The following is a 15964-nucleotide window of genomic DNA, read 5'->3' on the forward strand; positions in this document are numbered from 1 at the left end:
GGTTGTCGGTCCCGTCCCCACTCCGGCGTATGCGTCTCGCGCCCGGCGCCCGCACGTACGCCGTCCCGCCGCTCGCGCTCGCGATTCCCAGCCTGTTCGTCCTCCCGCCCGCCGGGGTCGCGCTCGCCGCGCTGGGGTGCTTCGTCCTCTGGTTCCACCGCGACCCCGAGCGCGAGGGCCCCGATTCGGGGGTTGTCGCGCCCGCTGACGGCCGCGTGAGCGTCCGCAGAGTCGAGGACGGCCGCGTCCGCGTCGGCGTCTTCATGAACGTCACGGACGTCCACGTGAACCGCGCGCCGGAGGCGGGCGTCGTCGCGTCCGTCGACCACCGAGCGGGCGCGCACCGGCCGGCGTTCTCGAAGGAATCCGAGCGCAACGAGCGCGTCCGCATCACCACCGACAGCTACGAACTCGACCTCATCGCGGGGGCGTTCGCCCGCCGCATCCACCCCTACGTCGAGCCCGGCGACACCGTCGCGCGCGGCGAGCGGGTGGGGCACGTCTCCTTCGGGTCGCGCGCCGACGTCCTCCTCCCGCCCGAGTACGACGTCGAGGACGTCCGCGTCGCCGTCGGCGACACCGTGCGCGCCGGCGAGACGGTCATCGCCTGACTCAGCAGTAGTCGTCCAGCAGGCGCCCGAGCTCCGCCGCGTACTCCTCGTAGTCGTAGCCGAGTCGCGAGAGCCACATGTGTTGGTAGGCCGGATGGAGGACGGGGAGCACCGTCACGTCGAGCGGCGGGCACGGAACCGGCTCCAGGACCGCGTCGAGGAAGGAGTCGAGGTCGCGGCCCGCCGCGTCGAAGAGCACCCGCGTCGCGTGCTTCCCCGTCGTGACGACGACGGCGGGGTCGACGGCGTCGAGTTCGGCTTCGAGGTGCGAGAAGCAGTTCCCGAGCTCGTCCTCGCAGGGTTCGCGATTCGACCCCTCGCCGTCCGGCGGGAAGCACTTCACGGCGTTCGTGTAGAAGACGTCCGTGTGCCCGCTATCGGCGAACAGCGTGCGGACGATCTTGCCGGAGTGGCGCGCCGTGTACGCCATCCCCGTCCAGTTCCCGCCCTGCCAGCGCTCCTCCTCGGGCGTGCCCGCGCCCGGCGCCTCGCCGACCGCGACGACGGCCGCGTCGCGGGGGCCGTTCCCCCACGCGATGCACTCGCGGGCCTCCACGAGGGCGGGACAGCGCTCGCAGCCCGGTTCGATGGGGGACGCCGAATCGGGGTCCGGGAACTCGGGATCGCTCATGGGTACGCGGAGGCGGCCACGCGCAAAGAGGGGCGCGGCTTCGACGCGACCGACTACGGGCGGTCCTCGACCGCCTCGACGCCGCCGGCGAAGGCGGACGCGAGCGCGCCGACGAGCGCGAAGACGCCGAGCGTCGAGAGCGCGAGGCGGGCGAGATACCGCAGGTCGGGCGCGAACGCCGCCGCGCCGCCGCCACGCGGGGCGTGCCCGAGGACGTTCGCCTCCGGGAGCGCCGCGACGTAGAGCGGGTTCGCGAGGCACGCGACGGCGACGACGAGGAGCGCAATGGCGAGGAGATGCGCGCGTTTCACGACGGCGAGTAGGCGGTGGGGGTACGTGGGTGTTACGCGAGCGTCCGGGGGTCGTCGAGGGCGGACACGTCGCGCTCACGAGGAAGGACGTGCTCGTCGAGCGCCCGCGAGAACGGTGAGAGAGAAAAGACGGGAACCGGCCGCGACGGCGTTAGTTCGACTGAATACGCGGGGCTAGCATATACGTGACGGAGCCGAGTCCTTCCGCGATGTCGAAGTGGAGTTTGACCGGGAACTCCTCGCCGAGTTCGAGGGTGACCTCGGCGTCCTTGGGGAGCGCCTTGTTCATGTCCTTGAGGTAGTCGAGGCTGAAGAGCGAGCGCGCGTCACCCGCCTCCAGGTCGATGAGGTCCTCGCGCTCGAGTTCGAGGTGGACGTCGTCGGTGTCGCCCTCGGCGTCGACGTAGAAGAGTTCCTTCTCGGCGTCGACGCCGAGCGCGATGTGGTCGGAGACCATGTCGGCGGCCCGGACGGCGCGGTCGATGTCCGCGCCCTCGACGACGACCTGGGCGGGGAGGTCGAGGTCGGGGAGGTCGGGCTCCTGCCGGATGCTGTCGGGGTCGATGAGCGCGAGCGTGTACTCGAGGCCCTCGATCCGGATGTGGAGTTTGCGGGTCTCCTCGTCGAGCTCGAACTGGACGAGTTGGCCGGCGTCCGCCATCCCGGCGATATCCTCGAGTCGGGAGAGGTTGACGCCGATGAGCCCGCCGTCGGCCTCGTAGGACTCGAAGGCGTCCGCGGAGAGTTCCAAGTCCACCATCCCGACGTTCGCGGGGTCGACGGCGCGAATCTCGAGGCCGTCCTCGTTGAGGTGGATCTTGCACTCGTCGACCAGCACGCTCACGGAGTCGAGCGTGTCCCGGAGCGTGTCGGCACTCACGATCGCCTTGAACATCTTGAAGAGCGGTACGGCCGACCAGCATAATAAACTCCCGGTGTGCGCGCGCACGCGTGAGGGAGCGTCACGGTGGCGTACCGGCGCGGTGGCCCAGCGCGGTGGCGCGGCCGGCGAGCGAAGCGCGTAAACGCCGCCGCGTCCTTTCTTGTACTATCATGGCCGGGAAGGACGAGTACTACAACCGAGCGAAACAGCAGGGCTATCGCGCCCGCTCGGCGTACAAGCTGAAGCAGTTGAACCGCGAACTCGACCTGATCTCGTCCGGAGACACGGTCGTCGACCTCGGCGCCGCCCCCGGCGGGTGGCTCCAAGTCGCCGCCGAGGAGGCGGGCGAGCACGGCCGCGTCATCGGCGTGGACTTCCAGCGCATCGACGCCGTCGAGAAGGGCGGTGCGCCCGTCGAGACGATTCGCGGCGACATGACCGAGGACGAGACGAAAGCGGAAGTGAAGGAGGCCGTCGGCGGACGCGTCGACACCGTGCTCTCGGACATGGCGCCGAACATGACCGGCGAGTACAACCTCGATCACGCCCGCTCGGTCTACCTCGCCCAGCAGGCCCTCGAGACGGCGAGCGACCTCCTCGGCGAGGGCGGCGACTTCGCGGTGAAGGTCTTCCAGGGGCAGGACCTCGAGGGGTTCAAGGACGACGTCGCCCACGAGTTCGCGTTCACCCGGACGCTCTCGCCGGACGCCTCCCGGGACGCCTCCTCCGAGGTGTACGTCGTCGGGAAGAACAAGCTCACCGGGCCCGTGCGGGTCGGCGACGAACTCGACGTCGAGATCGTCGACGAGGGCGAGGAGGGCGACGGCATCGCGAAGGTCGAGGGCTTCACGCTCTTCGTCCCCGAGGCCGAGATGGGCGACGAGCTCCGCGTCGAGGTAGTGGACGTGAAGCCGCGCTTCGCGTTCGCGGAGCGCCGCGACTAGGTCTTCTTCCCGGTCCGGCTCGCGGGCGGACGTATGGGGCCCGTGAACGCGGACGACGTCGAGTGAGTGGCGACGGAGGGCGAGCGGATGCGCTTTCGTCCGAAGAGGCTCGGCGCCGACTCGCGGACGTTCGAGGCGTGGTTCACGGAGGGGGACGCGCGCTCGTACGAGGACCCGAGCGCGGACGGGGGCGGGTGATTACTTCGTCGGCGCGACGCGGCCGGTCGCGGCCCGGTCGCCGAGGAGGGAGACGGCGGCGTAGACGAACGGCGTGTCGAGCAGCGCGATGCCGAGTTTGAGGACGTACTGCCCGACCATCAGGGAGGCGATGACGCTCCACGGGAGCGGCGTGGCACCGAGGAGTTCGGGGCCGAAGCGGAAGCCGATGAGGACGAAGATGACGGTGTCGATGGCCTGGCTGGACGCCGTGGAGCCGACGTTGCGCAGCCAGAGGTGCGCGCCGTCGGTCCGGCGGCGCAGGGCGTGGAAGACGTAGACGTCCCAGTTCTGACTGACGAGATACGCGCAGAGCGACCCGAGGACGATGCTCGTCGAGGAGCCGAGGACGGTGGCGAACATCCCGGGGTCGACGGAGGAGCGCGCGGCGGGCGCGAGGATCGTCGACCAGACGAGCGCGAGCAACACGAAGTTCATCGCGAAGCCCGTGTTGACGACGACGGTGGCGGCGCGCCGGCCGTAGAGTTCGCTGTAGCAGTCGCTCGCGAAGTAGGTGAGCGCGTACGCGAGCGCGGCGCCCGGCATCACGAGCGTGCTCCCCGTCACCGGGAGCGCGACCGGGATGTCGAAGGCGAGGACCTTCGACGCGGTGAGTTGGGCGGTGACGAGCGCGGTGACGAAGAGCGCGACGAGGGCGACGCGGCCGGTCGCGAGCGGGGGTTCGCCCTCACTCATCGTCGTCGCGGTCGTCCTCGAGGCGGCCGTGGCGGGCGTCGATCTCGTCGAGGACGTCCAGCGTCTTCCGCAGGGACGCGCGGATCGCGTCGGAGCGGTTCACGAACTTGCCGTCGTCACCGACGTGCGCGTCGAGGTCGTCGAGCAGTTCCTGTGGAACGTCGACGGAGATCTTCGGCATACCCGAGTATTCTCGAGCGAATAGTTAAGCGCCGCGTTCGTCGCCTCAGGCCGGCCGCTCGTCCGTGGCCGTCGGCTCCTCGGGGGTCGCGCCACCGCCGCCGCGACGGCCGCCGAGCGTCACCGCCCAGAGGCCGGCGAGGCCGACGAAGAACGCGAGCGCGATCGGCGCGCCGACGATGATCATCGTGTAGAGGCTGTCCGGTGTGACGAGCGCGCCGAACGCGAACGCGCCGAGGACGAAGACGCGCCACTGCCGGCGCATCGTCCCGTAGCCGACGATGCCCGAGAGGTGCGAGAGCCACATCGTCACCGGGACGGAGGCGAGCAGGCCGATGCCGGCGGTCGTCATGAACACCAGCCAGAGGAAGTCGCTGATTCGGAAGCTGATGACGACGTTCGCCTGGAGGGCGTCCCAGACGAGGAAGGAGATGATCGAGGGCGCGACGTACATGTAACCGAGGACGCTCCCCGTAACTATCGTGACGGTGATGGCGGCCGCCCACACGGAGACGACGCCGCGTCGCGCCGCGATGAAACCGCGTTCGCGCAGCGCCGGCCACATGAAGTAGAGGACGAGCGGGAGCGAGACGACGGCCGCGACGACCGTCGAGAGCTTCACCTCGAAGACGAGCGCCTCCACCGGGTGGAGGACGATGGGCCAGCCGAGCGCGTCCGGGTTCCCTTGGAGGACCTCCTGGGGGATGCGCCGGAGGAAGTCGTTGCGGATGAACCCGAGGCCGCCCCGGTAGAGGAACGCGAACGTCGCGGCGAGAACGAGCATGAACCAGCCGACGAGCCAGAAGAGCCGCGAGCGCAGGCTCCCGAGGATGAAGCGGATGTCGTGGTAGTAGCCGCCGATGTCCTCCTCGGTGGTCTCCTCGTCGGTGAACGCGTCGAGCACCCCCGCGCTCGTCCGCGAGAAGACGTTCCCCTCCTCCTCCTCGGCACCGTCCCCGGCCTCGCCGTCCTCCGTTTCGTCGGCGTCCTCGGCCTCGCGTTGCGCCTCGACCTCGTCGAAGCGGTCGAGGATGGCGCGCGCCTTCTCCTTCTCGTCGGCCTCCATCGCCTCGTTCGCGAGCTCGAGGGCCTCCTCCTCCTCCATCGCCGCGAAGCGCTCGTCGGGCGCGGCGCGGACGCCGGAGGCGTCGAGCACGGCGAGGTTCAGGTTCTCCGGCTTCGGCGCCTTCCCACCGTAGACCGCGTTCTCGGCGCGCGCGGCCTCAGCGAGTGCGTCGTAGAGCGCGTAGCCGAACGCGACGACGAGCGCGACGAACGCGAAGACGGCGCCGACGACGGCGAGCGAGGCGTCGGGACCGAGGCCGACGAGCTCCGTCGCCGTCGGGAGGCTGTACTTCGAGAATCGGCCGAGCGTCCGGTTGAGCAGGCCGATCCCGCCGTAGCCGAAGAAGCCGTAGCCGAGGAGGAAACCGACGACGGCGCCGCCGGCGAGGACGTTCCAGCGCGCGAGGAGTTCGCCCGCGACGTCGACGCGCTCGCTCCCACGGCGCGCGAGCGTCACGACCTTCGCGAGGTAGAGGCTGAGCACGTAGAGGAAGAGGAGGGGGACCGACCACATGATCTGCGTGAACGGGTCCGGCGGGGAGAACACCGCGCCGAAGCCGAAGATGAGGACGACGGCGTGCTTCCAGTAGTCCCGGAAGGTCTCGTAGGGGACGATCTCGGTGTAGGAGAGCGCGGTCATCGCGAGCGGGAGTTGGGCGGCGACGCCGAACGACACCGCGAGCACGAGGATGAACTGCGTCCACGCGACGATGGAGTACATCGGCTGGAGGTTCGCACTCATCGCGTTCCCCGCGAGGAACCCGAACATCAGCGGGAAGAAGAGCTCGTAGGCGTAGGTGACGCCGACGAAGGCGAGGAAGACGGCGACGGCGCCGGCGAGCGCGAGCTGCCACCGCGAGAGGGAGACGTCCGGGACGATTCCCCGGTCGGCGAGCGGCTGCTTCGCGTAGTAGAGGAGGATCGGGAGCGCGCAGACCACGCCGACGATCATCCCGATTTTCACTTGCAGGAGGATGACGTCGAACGGCGTCTGGAAGATGACGTCGACGCTCGCGTCGAGGCCGAGTTTCGTGATGAGGTCGGCCTTCAGCGCCGGCCAGATGTACCGCCGCATCGCGACGATCCCACCGAAGAGGCCGACGACGAACGCGATGAAGACGACCTGGAGGCGTTTCTGTGCCGTCCCGAGGAGGACGCCGATCGTCTCGCGGCCACTGTTAACCGCGCGGGCGGTGTCCTCGCTGACGACCCCCGAGTCGCTCATTTGTGTCCGGTAGCCGGCTTCCCGTTATCAATCTTCTCCTCGCTGGCCAAAAGAAAGGCTATAACGCCGGAGTCGCGTACCGTAGACAGAGAATGGCAGACGAACCGGACGACGGGGTGCCGGCCGACGACTCCGCCGGCGACGCCGAGGCGAGCGACGACACGGACGTCACGCGAGCCGAACCCGCGGACCGGGACCCCGTCGAGCCGGACATCGCCGAGGTCGACGGCGAGCCCGACGACAGTGCTGCCGCCGACGAACCGGACAGCGCCGATTCCGGGACTGCCGATGCCGACGGCTCGGACGGTGACACCGAGACCGGCGACCGGGACGACGAGGCCGGGGACACCGGCACCGGCGGCCGAGACGAGTCCGACGAGGAGAGCGACGACGGTGTCCCGTACGTGGCACCGGACGACGCCGACGCGGTCTCGGACGCGGACGGGGACGACGCGGACGGCGGGGGCCCCAGCGTCCCGGACGGGGAGGAGCCGGGCCTCCCCGAGGACGTCGATGCCGAGACGGGCATGCTGAGCGGGCCCGCGACCGACGAGGAGCAACCGATAGCCGTACACGTCGAGGAGATGGTCAAGCGCCTCGGCGTCGTCATCCTCGTCGCCGGCATCGTCAGCGCGATCTGCTTCCCGCTCGGCGACGACCTCATCAGCAACATCTGGTACGGCGTCCTCCCCGCCGGCACCACCGCACAACCCCACGTCTACGGGCCGCTGGAACTCATCGTCACCCAGTTCAAGGTCGCGTCCATCGCCGGCGTCGTCGTCGCGCTCCCCGTCCTCGTCTACGAGACGTACGCGTTCATGCGCCCCGGCCTCTATCCGAACGAACGGCGCTACTACATCTCCGCCATCCCGACGAGCCTCGTGCTCGCCGTCGTCGGCGTCACCTTCGCCTACTTCATCGTCGTCCCCGCCGTGATGACGTACTTCCTCTTCTACTCGGAGACCGTCGCCACCGCCGCGCTCGCGCTCGGCTCGACGTTCAACCTCATCCTCATCCTGATGGCCTACCTCGCCATCGTCTTCCAGATCCCGCTGTTCGTCATGCTCGCCATCATGATGGGGCTCACGACCCGCCGGTGGCTCGTCGACCGACGCCTCCTCTTCTGGGGCGCGTTCGCCGGTGTCTCCTTCCTCATGACCCCCGACCCGACCGGCGTCGCGCCCGTCGTCGTCGCCGCCACCATGATCGTCCTCTTCGAGGGGACGCTGTTGCTCCTTAAGTGGACGGGGAACTAGCGGGAGAAGAGCGGCCCGCGAACGCCCTCAGTCGTCCGCGTTCGCCGTCTCGTTCGCCGGCGACACCGACCCCGTCCGGTAGCCGTGTAGGTCCAGCGTCACGTGCTCGAAGCCGACCTCCGAGAGGTGTTCGCGGGCCGCCTCGGCGAACTCGGTGGTGAGCGCGACGTCGAGTTCCTCGGGCGCGACTTCGATGCGCGCGAGGCCGTCGTGGTCGCGCACGCGGAACTGCTCGAAGCCCCACGTCCGCAGGAGGCGCTCGGCCTTCTCGACGCGCGTCAGTTTCTCCTCGGTCACTTCGAGGCCCGTCGGGATGCGCGAGGAGAGACACGCCATCGAGGGTTTGTCCGCGACGCTGAGGCCGTAGTGGTCGGCGATCTCTCGCACCTCCTCCTTCGTGATGTCGGCCTCGAGGAGCGGCGAGGCGGCGTCGAGTTCCTCGACGGCCTGCAAGCCGGGGCGGTGGCCTTCGCCCGGGTCCGAGGCGTTCGTACCGTCGCAGACGGTCGAGATACCGAGGTCCCGCGCCGCGTCGAACATCTCGGAGAGGCGCATCGTCCGACAGTGATAACAGCGCTCGCCGTCGTTCTGGACGAACTCCGGGTCGTCGAGTTCGCTGAAGGAGACGAGTTCGTGACGGATGCCGATCTCGTCGGCGACGCGCTTCGCGTCCGCGAGTTCGGCCTCCGGGAGCGTCTCGCTCTTGGCGGTGCAGGCGACGGCATCGTCCCCGAGCGCGTCGTGCGCGATGGCGGCGACGACCGCTGAATCGACGCCGCCGCTGAACGCGACGAGCACGCCGTCGCGCTCCGCGAGGGCGTCGCGCGCGGCCGCGAGTTTGGCCTCGACAGTCATACCACACGGTTTCGCACGGCACCCCCTTCCGTGTACCGGTCAGTCCGTCGCGATAGAGTGTTTTAAGCCGGGGGAGGCCGTCACGCCGAACGAATGGTGGACATCGAGGACGTCGCGCGCTGGCTCTCCGGTCGCTCCGTCTGGTGGCCGTTCACGGCGCTCGCGCTCCTCGTTCTGACGCGCGTCGCCGTCGGTACCGAGGGGCCGCTTGGCGTCCTCGGTGTCCCCGGCGCGCTCCTCGTGCAGGCGTACGACCGCGCCCTCGCGGCGACGGTCGGCGTCGGCGCGCTCGGGCCAGCCGACCCCGTGGGACTCGCCGTCTGCTGCTACCTGCTCGCGCTCCCCGTCGCGGCCGTCCTCCGGACGTTCGCGGCGGCGTGGCGCTGGCGGAAGGGCCTCCTCTACCCCGAGGAATACCCCCACTACTGAGGGCAAGACGTTTTCCCGATGCCGCCTAACTCGGGAGCGATGGAACTGGAGGAGGTCCCGGGCGTCGGCGCGAAGACGGCCGAGCGACTGCGCGAACTCGACGACCCGATGGCTGCCGTAGAGCGTGAGGACGTCGCCGCCGTCGCGTCCGCGTCCGGCGTCTCGGCGGGCCGCGCCGCGCACATCGTTCGGGGCGCGATCCGCGCGCGACACGACGACCCCGGCGGCTTCCTCGCCACCGACCGCGCCCGCGAGGTGTACGACGCGGTTCTCGAGTTGCTGCAGGAGCGCGCGGTGACGACGTACGGCGAGCACCGCCTCGCGACGATCTACCCCTCGGCGGTCGACTCGCGCATCGAGGAAGTGCGGGCGTTCGCCGAGCGAGCGCGCGAGCGCGACCCCGACCCCGGCGTGCTCGACGCGCTCGAGGACGTCGCGCCGGTCGAGCGCCCGGCGGACGTCACCGTCAGGGACCGCTGTCTCGCGACGGCGGACGCCGAGACGTACAGCGAGGCGACCGAGGCGGTCCCCGAGCTCTCCGTCGAAATCGTCGAGGACGCACACGGCCTCGCGGACCTCGCGCGCGGCTACGCGTCGGTCGTCGCGCTCGACGAGGCGTTCGCGGGCGTCACCATCGAGGGCGACGTCACCGTCGACCCGAACGCGCTCTCCCACCCAGAGGAGTACGTCCCGGAGCGCACGCTCGCGTTCTTCGCGACGAACCGCGCGTCGCTCCGGGCGGCGATTCGGGTGCATCGCCGCGCCGGCCTCGAGGCCGCCGTCGACCTCGACGAGCTCGAAGCGGGTCTCGCGGAGCTCGACGCGGACGGCAGCGTCGCGGGCGACGAAGAACTCGAGCGCTTACAGGTCGCCGTCGACGACCTCGACGCCGCCGTCTCGACCGCCGAGTCGATGGCGAACGACCAGTTGCGCGACGCCATCGAGGAGCGCGACGTCACCATCGAGGGCGCGGACCTGCTCTCGCTCGTCGAGCGCGGCGCGGGCGTCGACTCCCTGCTCTCGCGCGAGCTCGCGGACGAGTACGCCGAGGCGGTGCGCGCGGCCCGCGAGCACGTCGCGGACGCGCTCGCGCTCCGCGAGGACGAGGCGAGCCTCGCGGATCAGGCCTTCGGCGACGAGCCCACGTATCCGGTGGAGCGCCGCGAGGAGGCGGTGTCGCGTCTGCGCGAGGAACTCGTCGCCGAGCGCGACCGCCGGGCGGCGAAGCGCAAGCGCGAGGTGGCGGCGCGCCTCGCGGACCTGCGCGCGGGCGCCGCCGACCTCGTCCGGGACGCCCTCGAGCTCGACGTCGAGCTCGCCGTCAGTCGCTTCTGCGCGGACTTCGACTGCACGCCGGCCGAGCGCGCCGGAACCGGCTTCGACATCGAGGGCGGGCGCTCGCCGCTCCTCGACGTGCCGTTCGCGGACGTCGAACCCGTCGACTACGGCGTGAGCGGCGTCGCGCTCCTCTCCGGCGTGAACTCCGGGGGGAAGACGAGCACGCTCGACCTCGTGGCGGTGGTGGTGGTGCTCGCGCACATGGGCCTCCCGGTGCCCGCCGAGTCGGCGCGCGTCCCGGCGGTCGAGGAGCTCCACTACTACGCGAAGAGCCAGGGGACGCTGGACGCGGGGGCCTTCGAGTCCACGCTCCGCGACTTCGCGGCGCTCACGCGGGGCGCGGACGCGAAGTGCGTGCTCGTCGACGAGCTCGAGTCCATCACCGAGCCCGGCGCGTCCGCGAAGATAATCGCGGGCATCCTCGAGGAGCTCCACGACGCGGGCGCGACCGGCGTCTTCGTCTCCCACCTCGCCGGCGAGATACGCGACACCGCCGGCTACGACGTGGACGTGGACGGCATTCGCGCTGTCGGCCTCGAGGACGGCGAGCTGGTGGTCGAGCGCTCCCCGGAGAAGGGGCTGCTCGCGCGCTCGACGCCCGAGCTCATCGTGGAGAAACTCGCCGAGGAGGGCGCTGACCGGGCGTTCTACGAGGGGCTGCTGGAGAAGTTCTGAGTCGCGGCGAAGGCTTATGTGGCGCGCGGACCCACGTCTCGGCGATGGCCGACGACCCCGACGGAGGGATGCTGTCGTGGGACGAGTCGGTGTTCCGCGACGAGCACGTCTTCGAGATCGACTACGTACCGGAGGCGTTCCGCCACCGCGAGTCCCAACTCCAGACCCTCCAGTACGCCCTCCAGCCCGCCGTCCGGGGGAATCGGCCGCTGAACGTGATGGTGCGCGGGCCGCCCGGCACCGGGAAGACGACGGCCGTCCAGAAGCTCTTCGCCGAACTCGGCGGCCAGCCCGGCGTCCGCGTGGTGCGCGTGAACTGCCAGGTGGACTCGACGCGCTACGGGGTCTTCTCGCGGATCTTCGAGTCCATCTTCGAGTACGAGCCGCCGAGTTCGGGCATCTCCTTCAAGAAGCTCTTCGGGCAGGTCACGGAGCGCCTCATCGACGACGAGGAGGTGCTCGTGGTCGCGCTCGACGACGTGAACTACCTCTTCTACGAGAACGAGGCCTCCAATACGCTCTACTCGCTGCTGCGCGCACACGAGACGCATCCCGGTGCGAAGGTCGGCGTCGTCGCCATCTCCTCCGACCCGGACCTCGACGTCATCGAGGACCTCGACGGCCGCGTCCAGTCCGTCTTCCGGCCGGAGGAGGCCTACTTCCCCGTCTACGACCGCGAGGAGGTCGCGGACATCCTCGGGGACAGGGTTCGCGTCGGCTTCCGCGACGGCGTGCTCGACATGGCCGTCCTCGACCGCGTCACCGAACTCACCACGAACACGGGCGACCTCCGCGTCGGCATCGACCTCCTGCGGCGCGCGGGCCTCCACGCCGAATCGCGGGCGTCCAAGACCGTCGAGTTGGAGGACGTCGAAGCGGTGAGCGAGGAGGCGCGCAACCTGCATCTCTCGCGGAACCTCGACGCGCTCAGCGACGTCGAGCGCACGCTCGTGGACGTCGTCGCCGACCACGACGGCGAGCAGGCGGGCGACGTCTACGACGCGTTCGCCGAGCGCACCGACCTCGGCTACACCCGCTACACGGAGGTCGTGAACAAACTCGACCAGCTCGACCTCATCGACGCGCGCTACGAGAGCCTCGAGGGGCGCGGGCGCTCGCGGACGCTGACGCTCGTGCACGACCGCGAGGCCGTGAAGCGGCGCCTCTAGCGGTTCGCTTTTGCCCCGGCGGGGAGAGTGGAGGGATATGAAGCAGCGCGGCGGCAGCGAGGAGGCGAAGCGAAACGCGGGCGAGCGAGCCGCCGAGTTCGTCGACGACGGGGACGTCGTCGGCCTCGGCACCGGGAGCACGGCCGCGCACGCGATTCGGGCGCTCGGGCGGCGCGTCGACGCCGGCCTCGACGTCGAGGGCGTGCCGACGAGCTTCCAGTCGCGGGAGCTCGCCCGCGAGGCGGGCGTCCCGCTGACGACGCTCGACGACGTCGGGAACGTGGACGTCGCGATCGACGGCGCCGACCAGTTCGCACGCGAGAGCGGCGCGCTCGTGAAGGGGGGCGGCGCGGCGCACGCCCGCGAGAAGATCGTCGACGCCTCCGCGACGCGCTTCGTCGTCGTCGCCGACCCCTCGAAGGCCGCCGACGAACTCGACCACGCCGTGCCGGTGGAAGTGCTCCCGTCGGCGCGTCGCCCCGTCGCGGCCGCCGTCGAGGCGCTCGACGGCGAGGCGACCCTCCGGTCGGCCGAGCGGAAGGACGGCCCCGTGGTGACGGACAACGGGAACCTCGTCCTCGACTGCGCGTTCGGTTCCATCGCGGACCCGGGCGCGCTCGCCACCGACCTCTCGACGACGGCGGGGGTCGTCGAGCACGGGCTGTTCGTCGAACTGGCGGACGAGGTGCTGGTCGGGACCGACGAGGGCGTCGAGCGCCGCCGCTACGGGGCTGAATAAACGAGAGGAGAGGTTGGAGTCGGCGTTACAGGTCGCGCGGCTGAACGGTCTTGCGACCGTTCGCCTCGGCGCGAGCGGCGGCGTCCTCGAGGAGCTCCTCGACTTCCTCGTCGAGCGCGTCGTAGAAGTCAGACGCGACGTTCTTCTCCTCGAGCGCTTCCTTCACAGCGGCCTTGACGATGAGGTCTGCCATACGCGATTTGCTTCATCTGCCTACTTAATAAGGCTTCCCATCAGGCGACGTGAGACGGCCGTCTGCCGGTGGCTCGCGGAGCGTAACCTACCTGTATTTGACGGCCGATACCCAGACCATGCGAGAGGTACTCGAGCGGTTGGCGGCGGGCGAGTTGTCGGTGTCAGAGGCCGAAGCGGCGCTCTCAGGGTATGCGACCACGGACGCGGGGCGCTTCGACGCCGCGCGGGAGACGCGACGCGGCGTCCCGGAGGCGATCCTCGCCGAGGGCAAAACGCCCGCCGAAGTGGGGTCGCTCGCCGTGACGGCGGTGGAGACGGCGGGGCGCGCGCTCGTCACGCGCGCCGAGCACGCGCACCGTGACGCCGTCGAGGGCGCGGTGGCGAACGCCCACCCGGAGGCCGACGTGGTCGTGGACGAGCGCTCCCGGGTCGTCGTCGTCCACGCCCTGGACTTCGAGCCGCCGGCCCTCGACGCGACGGTCGGGTTGGTGTCGGCGGGAACGAGCGACGCCGTCCCCCTCGGAGAGGCGGACGCGGTGGCCTCGGAGATGGGCGCGGACGTCCGGCGCGTCGAGGACGTCGGCGTCGCGAGCATCGCCAGACTCCTCGACCGCGTGGACGACCTCCGCGCGTGCGACGTCGTCGTCGTCGCGGCCGGGCGGGAGGGCGCGCTCCCCACCGTCGTCGCCGGCCTGCTCGACGCGCCCGTCATCGGCCTCCCCGTCTCCACGGGCTACGGACACGGCGGCGAGGGTGAGGCCGCGATGCTGGGCATGCTCCAGTCGTGTACGGTGCTCTCGGCGGTGAACGTCGACGCCGGGTTCGTCGCGGGCGCGCAGGCCGGCCTGATCGCGCGCCGCATCGACGCCGCGCGCGCCGAATAGCGCGCGTGCGGCGAGAGCGGGGTGGGACGAGCGAAACGGCCAACCCCGTCGAGGGCTAGACGACGGGCGTGCATCACGTCTACGTCCTCGAGTGCTGTGACGGGAGCTACTACACGGGCTACACGACGGACGTCGAGCGGCGCGTCCGCGAACACAACTCGGGGCGGGCCGCGAAGTACACGCGCGGCCGGACGCCCGTCGAACTCCGCTACACGGAGGCGTACGACTCGAAGAGCGAGGCGATGAGCCGCGAGTACGAGATCAAACAGCTCTCGCGTCGGCAGAAAGAGGCGCTCGTGGAGGGCTAGTTACTCGGGCTTCAGGCCGCCGTCCTGAACCCGCATCACCGCCTCGCCGTCCGGCGCCACCTTTTGTCGCGGTCGCTCGCAACGCTCGCTCCCTAACAAAATCTGGACCAAAAGCACAGCGTCGCTCCGGTGGCGGCCGGAGGCCGCCGTGGTCGCTCCTCGGCCCGCTCGGTCGCGGCGCGCCCTCGCGGTACTACTCGGGCTTCAGGCCGCCGTCCTGAACCCGCATCACCGCCTCGCCGTCGGCGAGGTTCGGCGCGTCGACGAGTCGAACGATGCGCTTGTCGCCCTTCGACTTGCGGAGGTAGATGCGGAACGTCGAGGTGTGCCCGAGGATGTTGCCCCCGATGGGCTTCGTCGGGTCGCCGAAGAACGAGTCGGGGTTCGACTGGACCTGGTTCGTGATGACGACGGCGGTGTTGTGGAGGTCGCCGATCCGCAGGAGGTCGTGGAGGTGCTTGTTGAGCTTCTGCTGGCGGTCGGCGAGTTCGCCACGGCCGACGTACTCGGCGCGGAAGTGCGCGGTGAGCGAGTCCACGGAGAGGAGGCGGACCGGCCAGTCGGTGTCCTCGTTCTCCTGTGCGACCTCCTTGGCCTTCTCGGCGAGGAGGATCTGGTGGTTGGAGTTGAACGCCTTCGCGACGTGGATCTTGTCGAGGACGCTCTCGAGGAGGGCGTCGAGGTCGTCGTCGTCGGTCGGGTCGCCGTCCTCGATGCCGTGGAGTTCCATGGTGTCCGCGAGGACGTCGTCGTCGAGGCCGCGAACCATGTCGTCGATGCGCTCGGGACGGAAGGTGTCCTCGGAGTCGACGAAGACGGCGGAGCCTTCGAGGCCGCCGTGCTCCTTCGGGAGCTGGACGGTGACGGAGAGCTGGTGGGTCACCTGCGACTTCCCGGCGCCGAACTCGCCGTACACTTCGGTGATGGACTGCGTCTCGACGCCACCCCCGAGAAGGTCGTCGACCTCGGGGACGCCCCACGTGAGCTTCCCGATCTGCTCGCGGCGTTCGAGGACGGCAGCGCCGGACTCGAAGCCGCCGATGTCGGCCTGCTCGCGCGCGCTCTGAATGATGTCGTTCGCGCTGGATTCGCCGACGTCGCCGGTGTTCGAGAGCTCACCGGGGCTGGCGACGGCGATGCTCTGGAACGAATCGTAGCCGGCGTCGTGGAGCTTCTCGGCGGTCGCGGGGCCGACGCCGGAGAGCTCCTCGAGGTCTTCTTGAGGCATGTACTCCTCCGTTGTGCCGCTGTGGGGATAAACCCTCGTATACACCCGAGTGAAAGTGAAACTGCGGTACGTGAGCGGGCCGCTCGACGGGGTGGTGCGAAGGTTTAGGTGGGAGGAGTCGGACGG

The 15964-nt window shown here is 70.1% G+C and carries 19 protein-coding genes; 10 read left to right on the plus strand and 9 right to left on the minus strand.

Going from position 1 to position 15964, the window contains the following annotated elements:
• The first annotated feature begins 29 nt into the window (after positions 1–29).
• A complete protein-coding gene (locus tag IEY12_RS05860) occupies positions 30–611 on the plus strand; it encodes a protein sorting system archaetidylserine decarboxylase (protein ID WP_188880269.1) in 582 nt (193 codons plus the stop codon).
• 1 nt (position 612) lies between these two features.
• On the opposite strand, the gene IEY12_RS05865 is transcribed toward IEY12_RS05860, so the two are convergent.
• From IEY12_RS05865 to IEY12_RS05875, 3 genes are all read right to left on the minus strand, one after another.
• The gene (locus tag IEY12_RS05865) at positions 613–1242 is read right to left on the minus strand and encodes a uracil-DNA glycosylase (RefSeq protein ID WP_188880270.1); all 630 of its coding nucleotides are present in this window, start codon (positions 1240–1242) and stop codon (positions 613–615) included.
• 53 nt (positions 1243–1295) lie between these two features.
• Entirely contained in the window at positions 1296–1553 is a 258-nt protein-coding gene (locus IEY12_RS05870; protein WP_188880271.1) for a hypothetical protein, read from the minus strand.
• A 151-nt stretch (positions 1554–1704) separates the two neighbouring features.
• Positions 1705–2448, minus strand: coding sequence for a DNA polymerase sliding clamp (locus IEY12_RS05875; protein WP_123074700.1), 744 nt, complete (start codon positions 2446–2448; stop codon positions 1705–1707).
• Between the two features lie 158 nt (positions 2449–2606).
• Between IEY12_RS05875 and IEY12_RS05880 the strand changes: the two genes are divergently transcribed.
• Positions 2607–3380 carry a 23S rRNA (uridine(2552)-2'-O)-methyltransferase gene (locus IEY12_RS05880; RefSeq protein WP_188880272.1) on the plus strand — a complete coding sequence of 258 codons (774 nt, stop codon included), beginning with the start codon at positions 2607–2609 and terminating at the stop codon, positions 3378–3380.
• Between the two features lie 66 nt (positions 3381–3446).
• On the plus strand, positions 3447–3578 hold the full coding sequence (locus IEY12_RS15850; RefSeq protein WP_268245999.1) for a hypothetical protein: 132 nt from the start codon (positions 3447–3449) through the stop codon (positions 3576–3578).
• Here IEY12_RS15850 and IEY12_RS05885 read toward each other — a convergent pair whose 3' ends face one another.
• The 3 genes from IEY12_RS05885 to IEY12_RS05895 are packed head-to-tail and all read right to left on the minus strand — an operon-like array spanning position 3579 to position 6762.
• Positions 3579–4292, minus strand: a complete 714-nt coding sequence (locus IEY12_RS05885; protein ID WP_188880273.1) for a queuosine precursor transporter — start codon at positions 4290–4292, stop codon at positions 3579–3581.
• Positions 4285–4473, minus strand: a complete 189-nt coding sequence (locus IEY12_RS05890; RefSeq protein ID WP_123074692.1) for a ribbon-helix-helix domain-containing protein — start codon at positions 4471–4473, stop codon at positions 4285–4287. The genes IEY12_RS05885 and IEY12_RS05890 overlap by 8 nt, the downstream gene beginning before the upstream one ends.
• Positions 4474–4518: 45 nt before the next feature.
• Positions 4519–6762: a twin-arginine translocase subunit TatC gene (locus tag IEY12_RS05895; RefSeq protein ID WP_188880274.1), complete on the minus strand. Its 2244-nt coding sequence runs from the start codon at positions 6760–6762 to the stop codon at positions 4519–4521.
• A gap of 92 nt (positions 6763–6854) precedes the next feature.
• Between IEY12_RS05895 and tatC the strand changes: the two genes are divergently transcribed.
• On the plus strand, positions 6855–8018 hold the full coding sequence (gene tatC, locus IEY12_RS05900) for a twin-arginine translocase subunit TatC (RefSeq protein WP_188880275.1): 1164 nt from the start codon (positions 6855–6857) through the stop codon (positions 8016–8018).
• Between the two features lie 27 nt (positions 8019–8045).
• Here tatC and larE read toward each other — a convergent pair whose 3' ends face one another.
• Positions 8046–8873 (minus strand): ATP-dependent sacrificial sulfur transferase LarE, encoded by an 828-nt coding sequence (gene larE, locus IEY12_RS05905; RefSeq protein WP_188880276.1) that lies wholly within the window; start codon positions 8871–8873, stop codon positions 8046–8048.
• A 93-nt stretch (positions 8874–8966) separates the two neighbouring features.
• Between larE and IEY12_RS05910 the strand changes: the two genes are divergently transcribed.
• Genes IEY12_RS05910 through rpiA form a run of 4 tightly spaced genes read left to right on the plus strand, consistent with a single transcriptional unit; the run spans position 8967 to position 13223 of the window.
• A complete protein-coding gene (locus IEY12_RS05910) occupies positions 8967–9302 on the plus strand; it encodes a hypothetical protein (RefSeq protein ID WP_188880277.1) in 336 nt (111 codons plus the stop codon).
• Positions 9303–9341: 39 nt separating this feature from the next.
• On the plus strand, positions 9342–11315 hold the full coding sequence (locus tag IEY12_RS05915; protein ID WP_188880278.1) for a MutS-related protein: 1974 nt from the start codon (positions 9342–9344) through the stop codon (positions 11313–11315).
• A gap of 44 nt (positions 11316–11359) precedes the next feature.
• A complete protein-coding gene (locus tag IEY12_RS05920; RefSeq protein WP_188880279.1) occupies positions 11360–12484 on the plus strand; it encodes an ORC1-type DNA replication protein in 1125 nt (374 codons plus the stop codon).
• A 37-nt stretch (positions 12485–12521) separates the two neighbouring features.
• Positions 12522–13223, plus strand: coding sequence for a ribose-5-phosphate isomerase RpiA (rpiA, locus tag IEY12_RS05925; RefSeq protein ID WP_188880280.1), 702 nt, complete (start codon positions 12522–12524; stop codon positions 13221–13223).
• Between the two features lie 25 nt (positions 13224–13248).
• Here the strand turns inward: rpiA and IEY12_RS05930 are convergent, their stop codons facing one another.
• Positions 13249–13416 (minus strand): DUF1931 family protein, encoded by a 168-nt coding sequence (locus IEY12_RS05930; RefSeq protein ID WP_188880281.1) that lies wholly within the window; start codon positions 13414–13416, stop codon positions 13249–13251.
• Between the two features lie 118 nt (positions 13417–13534).
• Here IEY12_RS05930 and larB point away from each other — a divergent pair, with 118 nt between their 5' ends.
• Together larB and IEY12_RS05940 are read left to right on the plus strand one after the other, a co-directional pair.
• The gene (gene larB, locus IEY12_RS05935; protein WP_188880282.1) at positions 13535–14302 is read left to right on the plus strand and encodes a nickel pincer cofactor biosynthesis protein LarB; all 768 of its coding nucleotides are present in this window, start codon (positions 13535–13537) and stop codon (positions 14300–14302) included.
• 68 nt (positions 14303–14370) lie between these two features.
• A complete protein-coding gene (locus IEY12_RS05940; RefSeq protein ID WP_188880283.1) occupies positions 14371–14610 on the plus strand; it encodes a GIY-YIG nuclease family protein in 240 nt (79 codons plus the stop codon).
• Between the two features lie 193 nt (positions 14611–14803).
• Here IEY12_RS05940 and radA read toward each other — a convergent pair whose 3' ends face one another.
• On the minus strand, positions 14804–15838 hold the full coding sequence (radA, locus tag IEY12_RS05945) for a DNA repair and recombination protein RadA (protein WP_188880284.1): 1035 nt from the start codon (positions 15836–15838) through the stop codon (positions 14804–14806).
• Positions 15839–15964: the final 126 nt, after the last annotated feature.

The sequence above is a fragment of the Halarchaeum grantii genome (genome assembly GCF_014647455.2).
Lineage (GTDB): Archaea > Halobacteriota > Halobacteria > Halobacteriales > Halobacteriaceae > Halarchaeum > Halarchaeum grantii.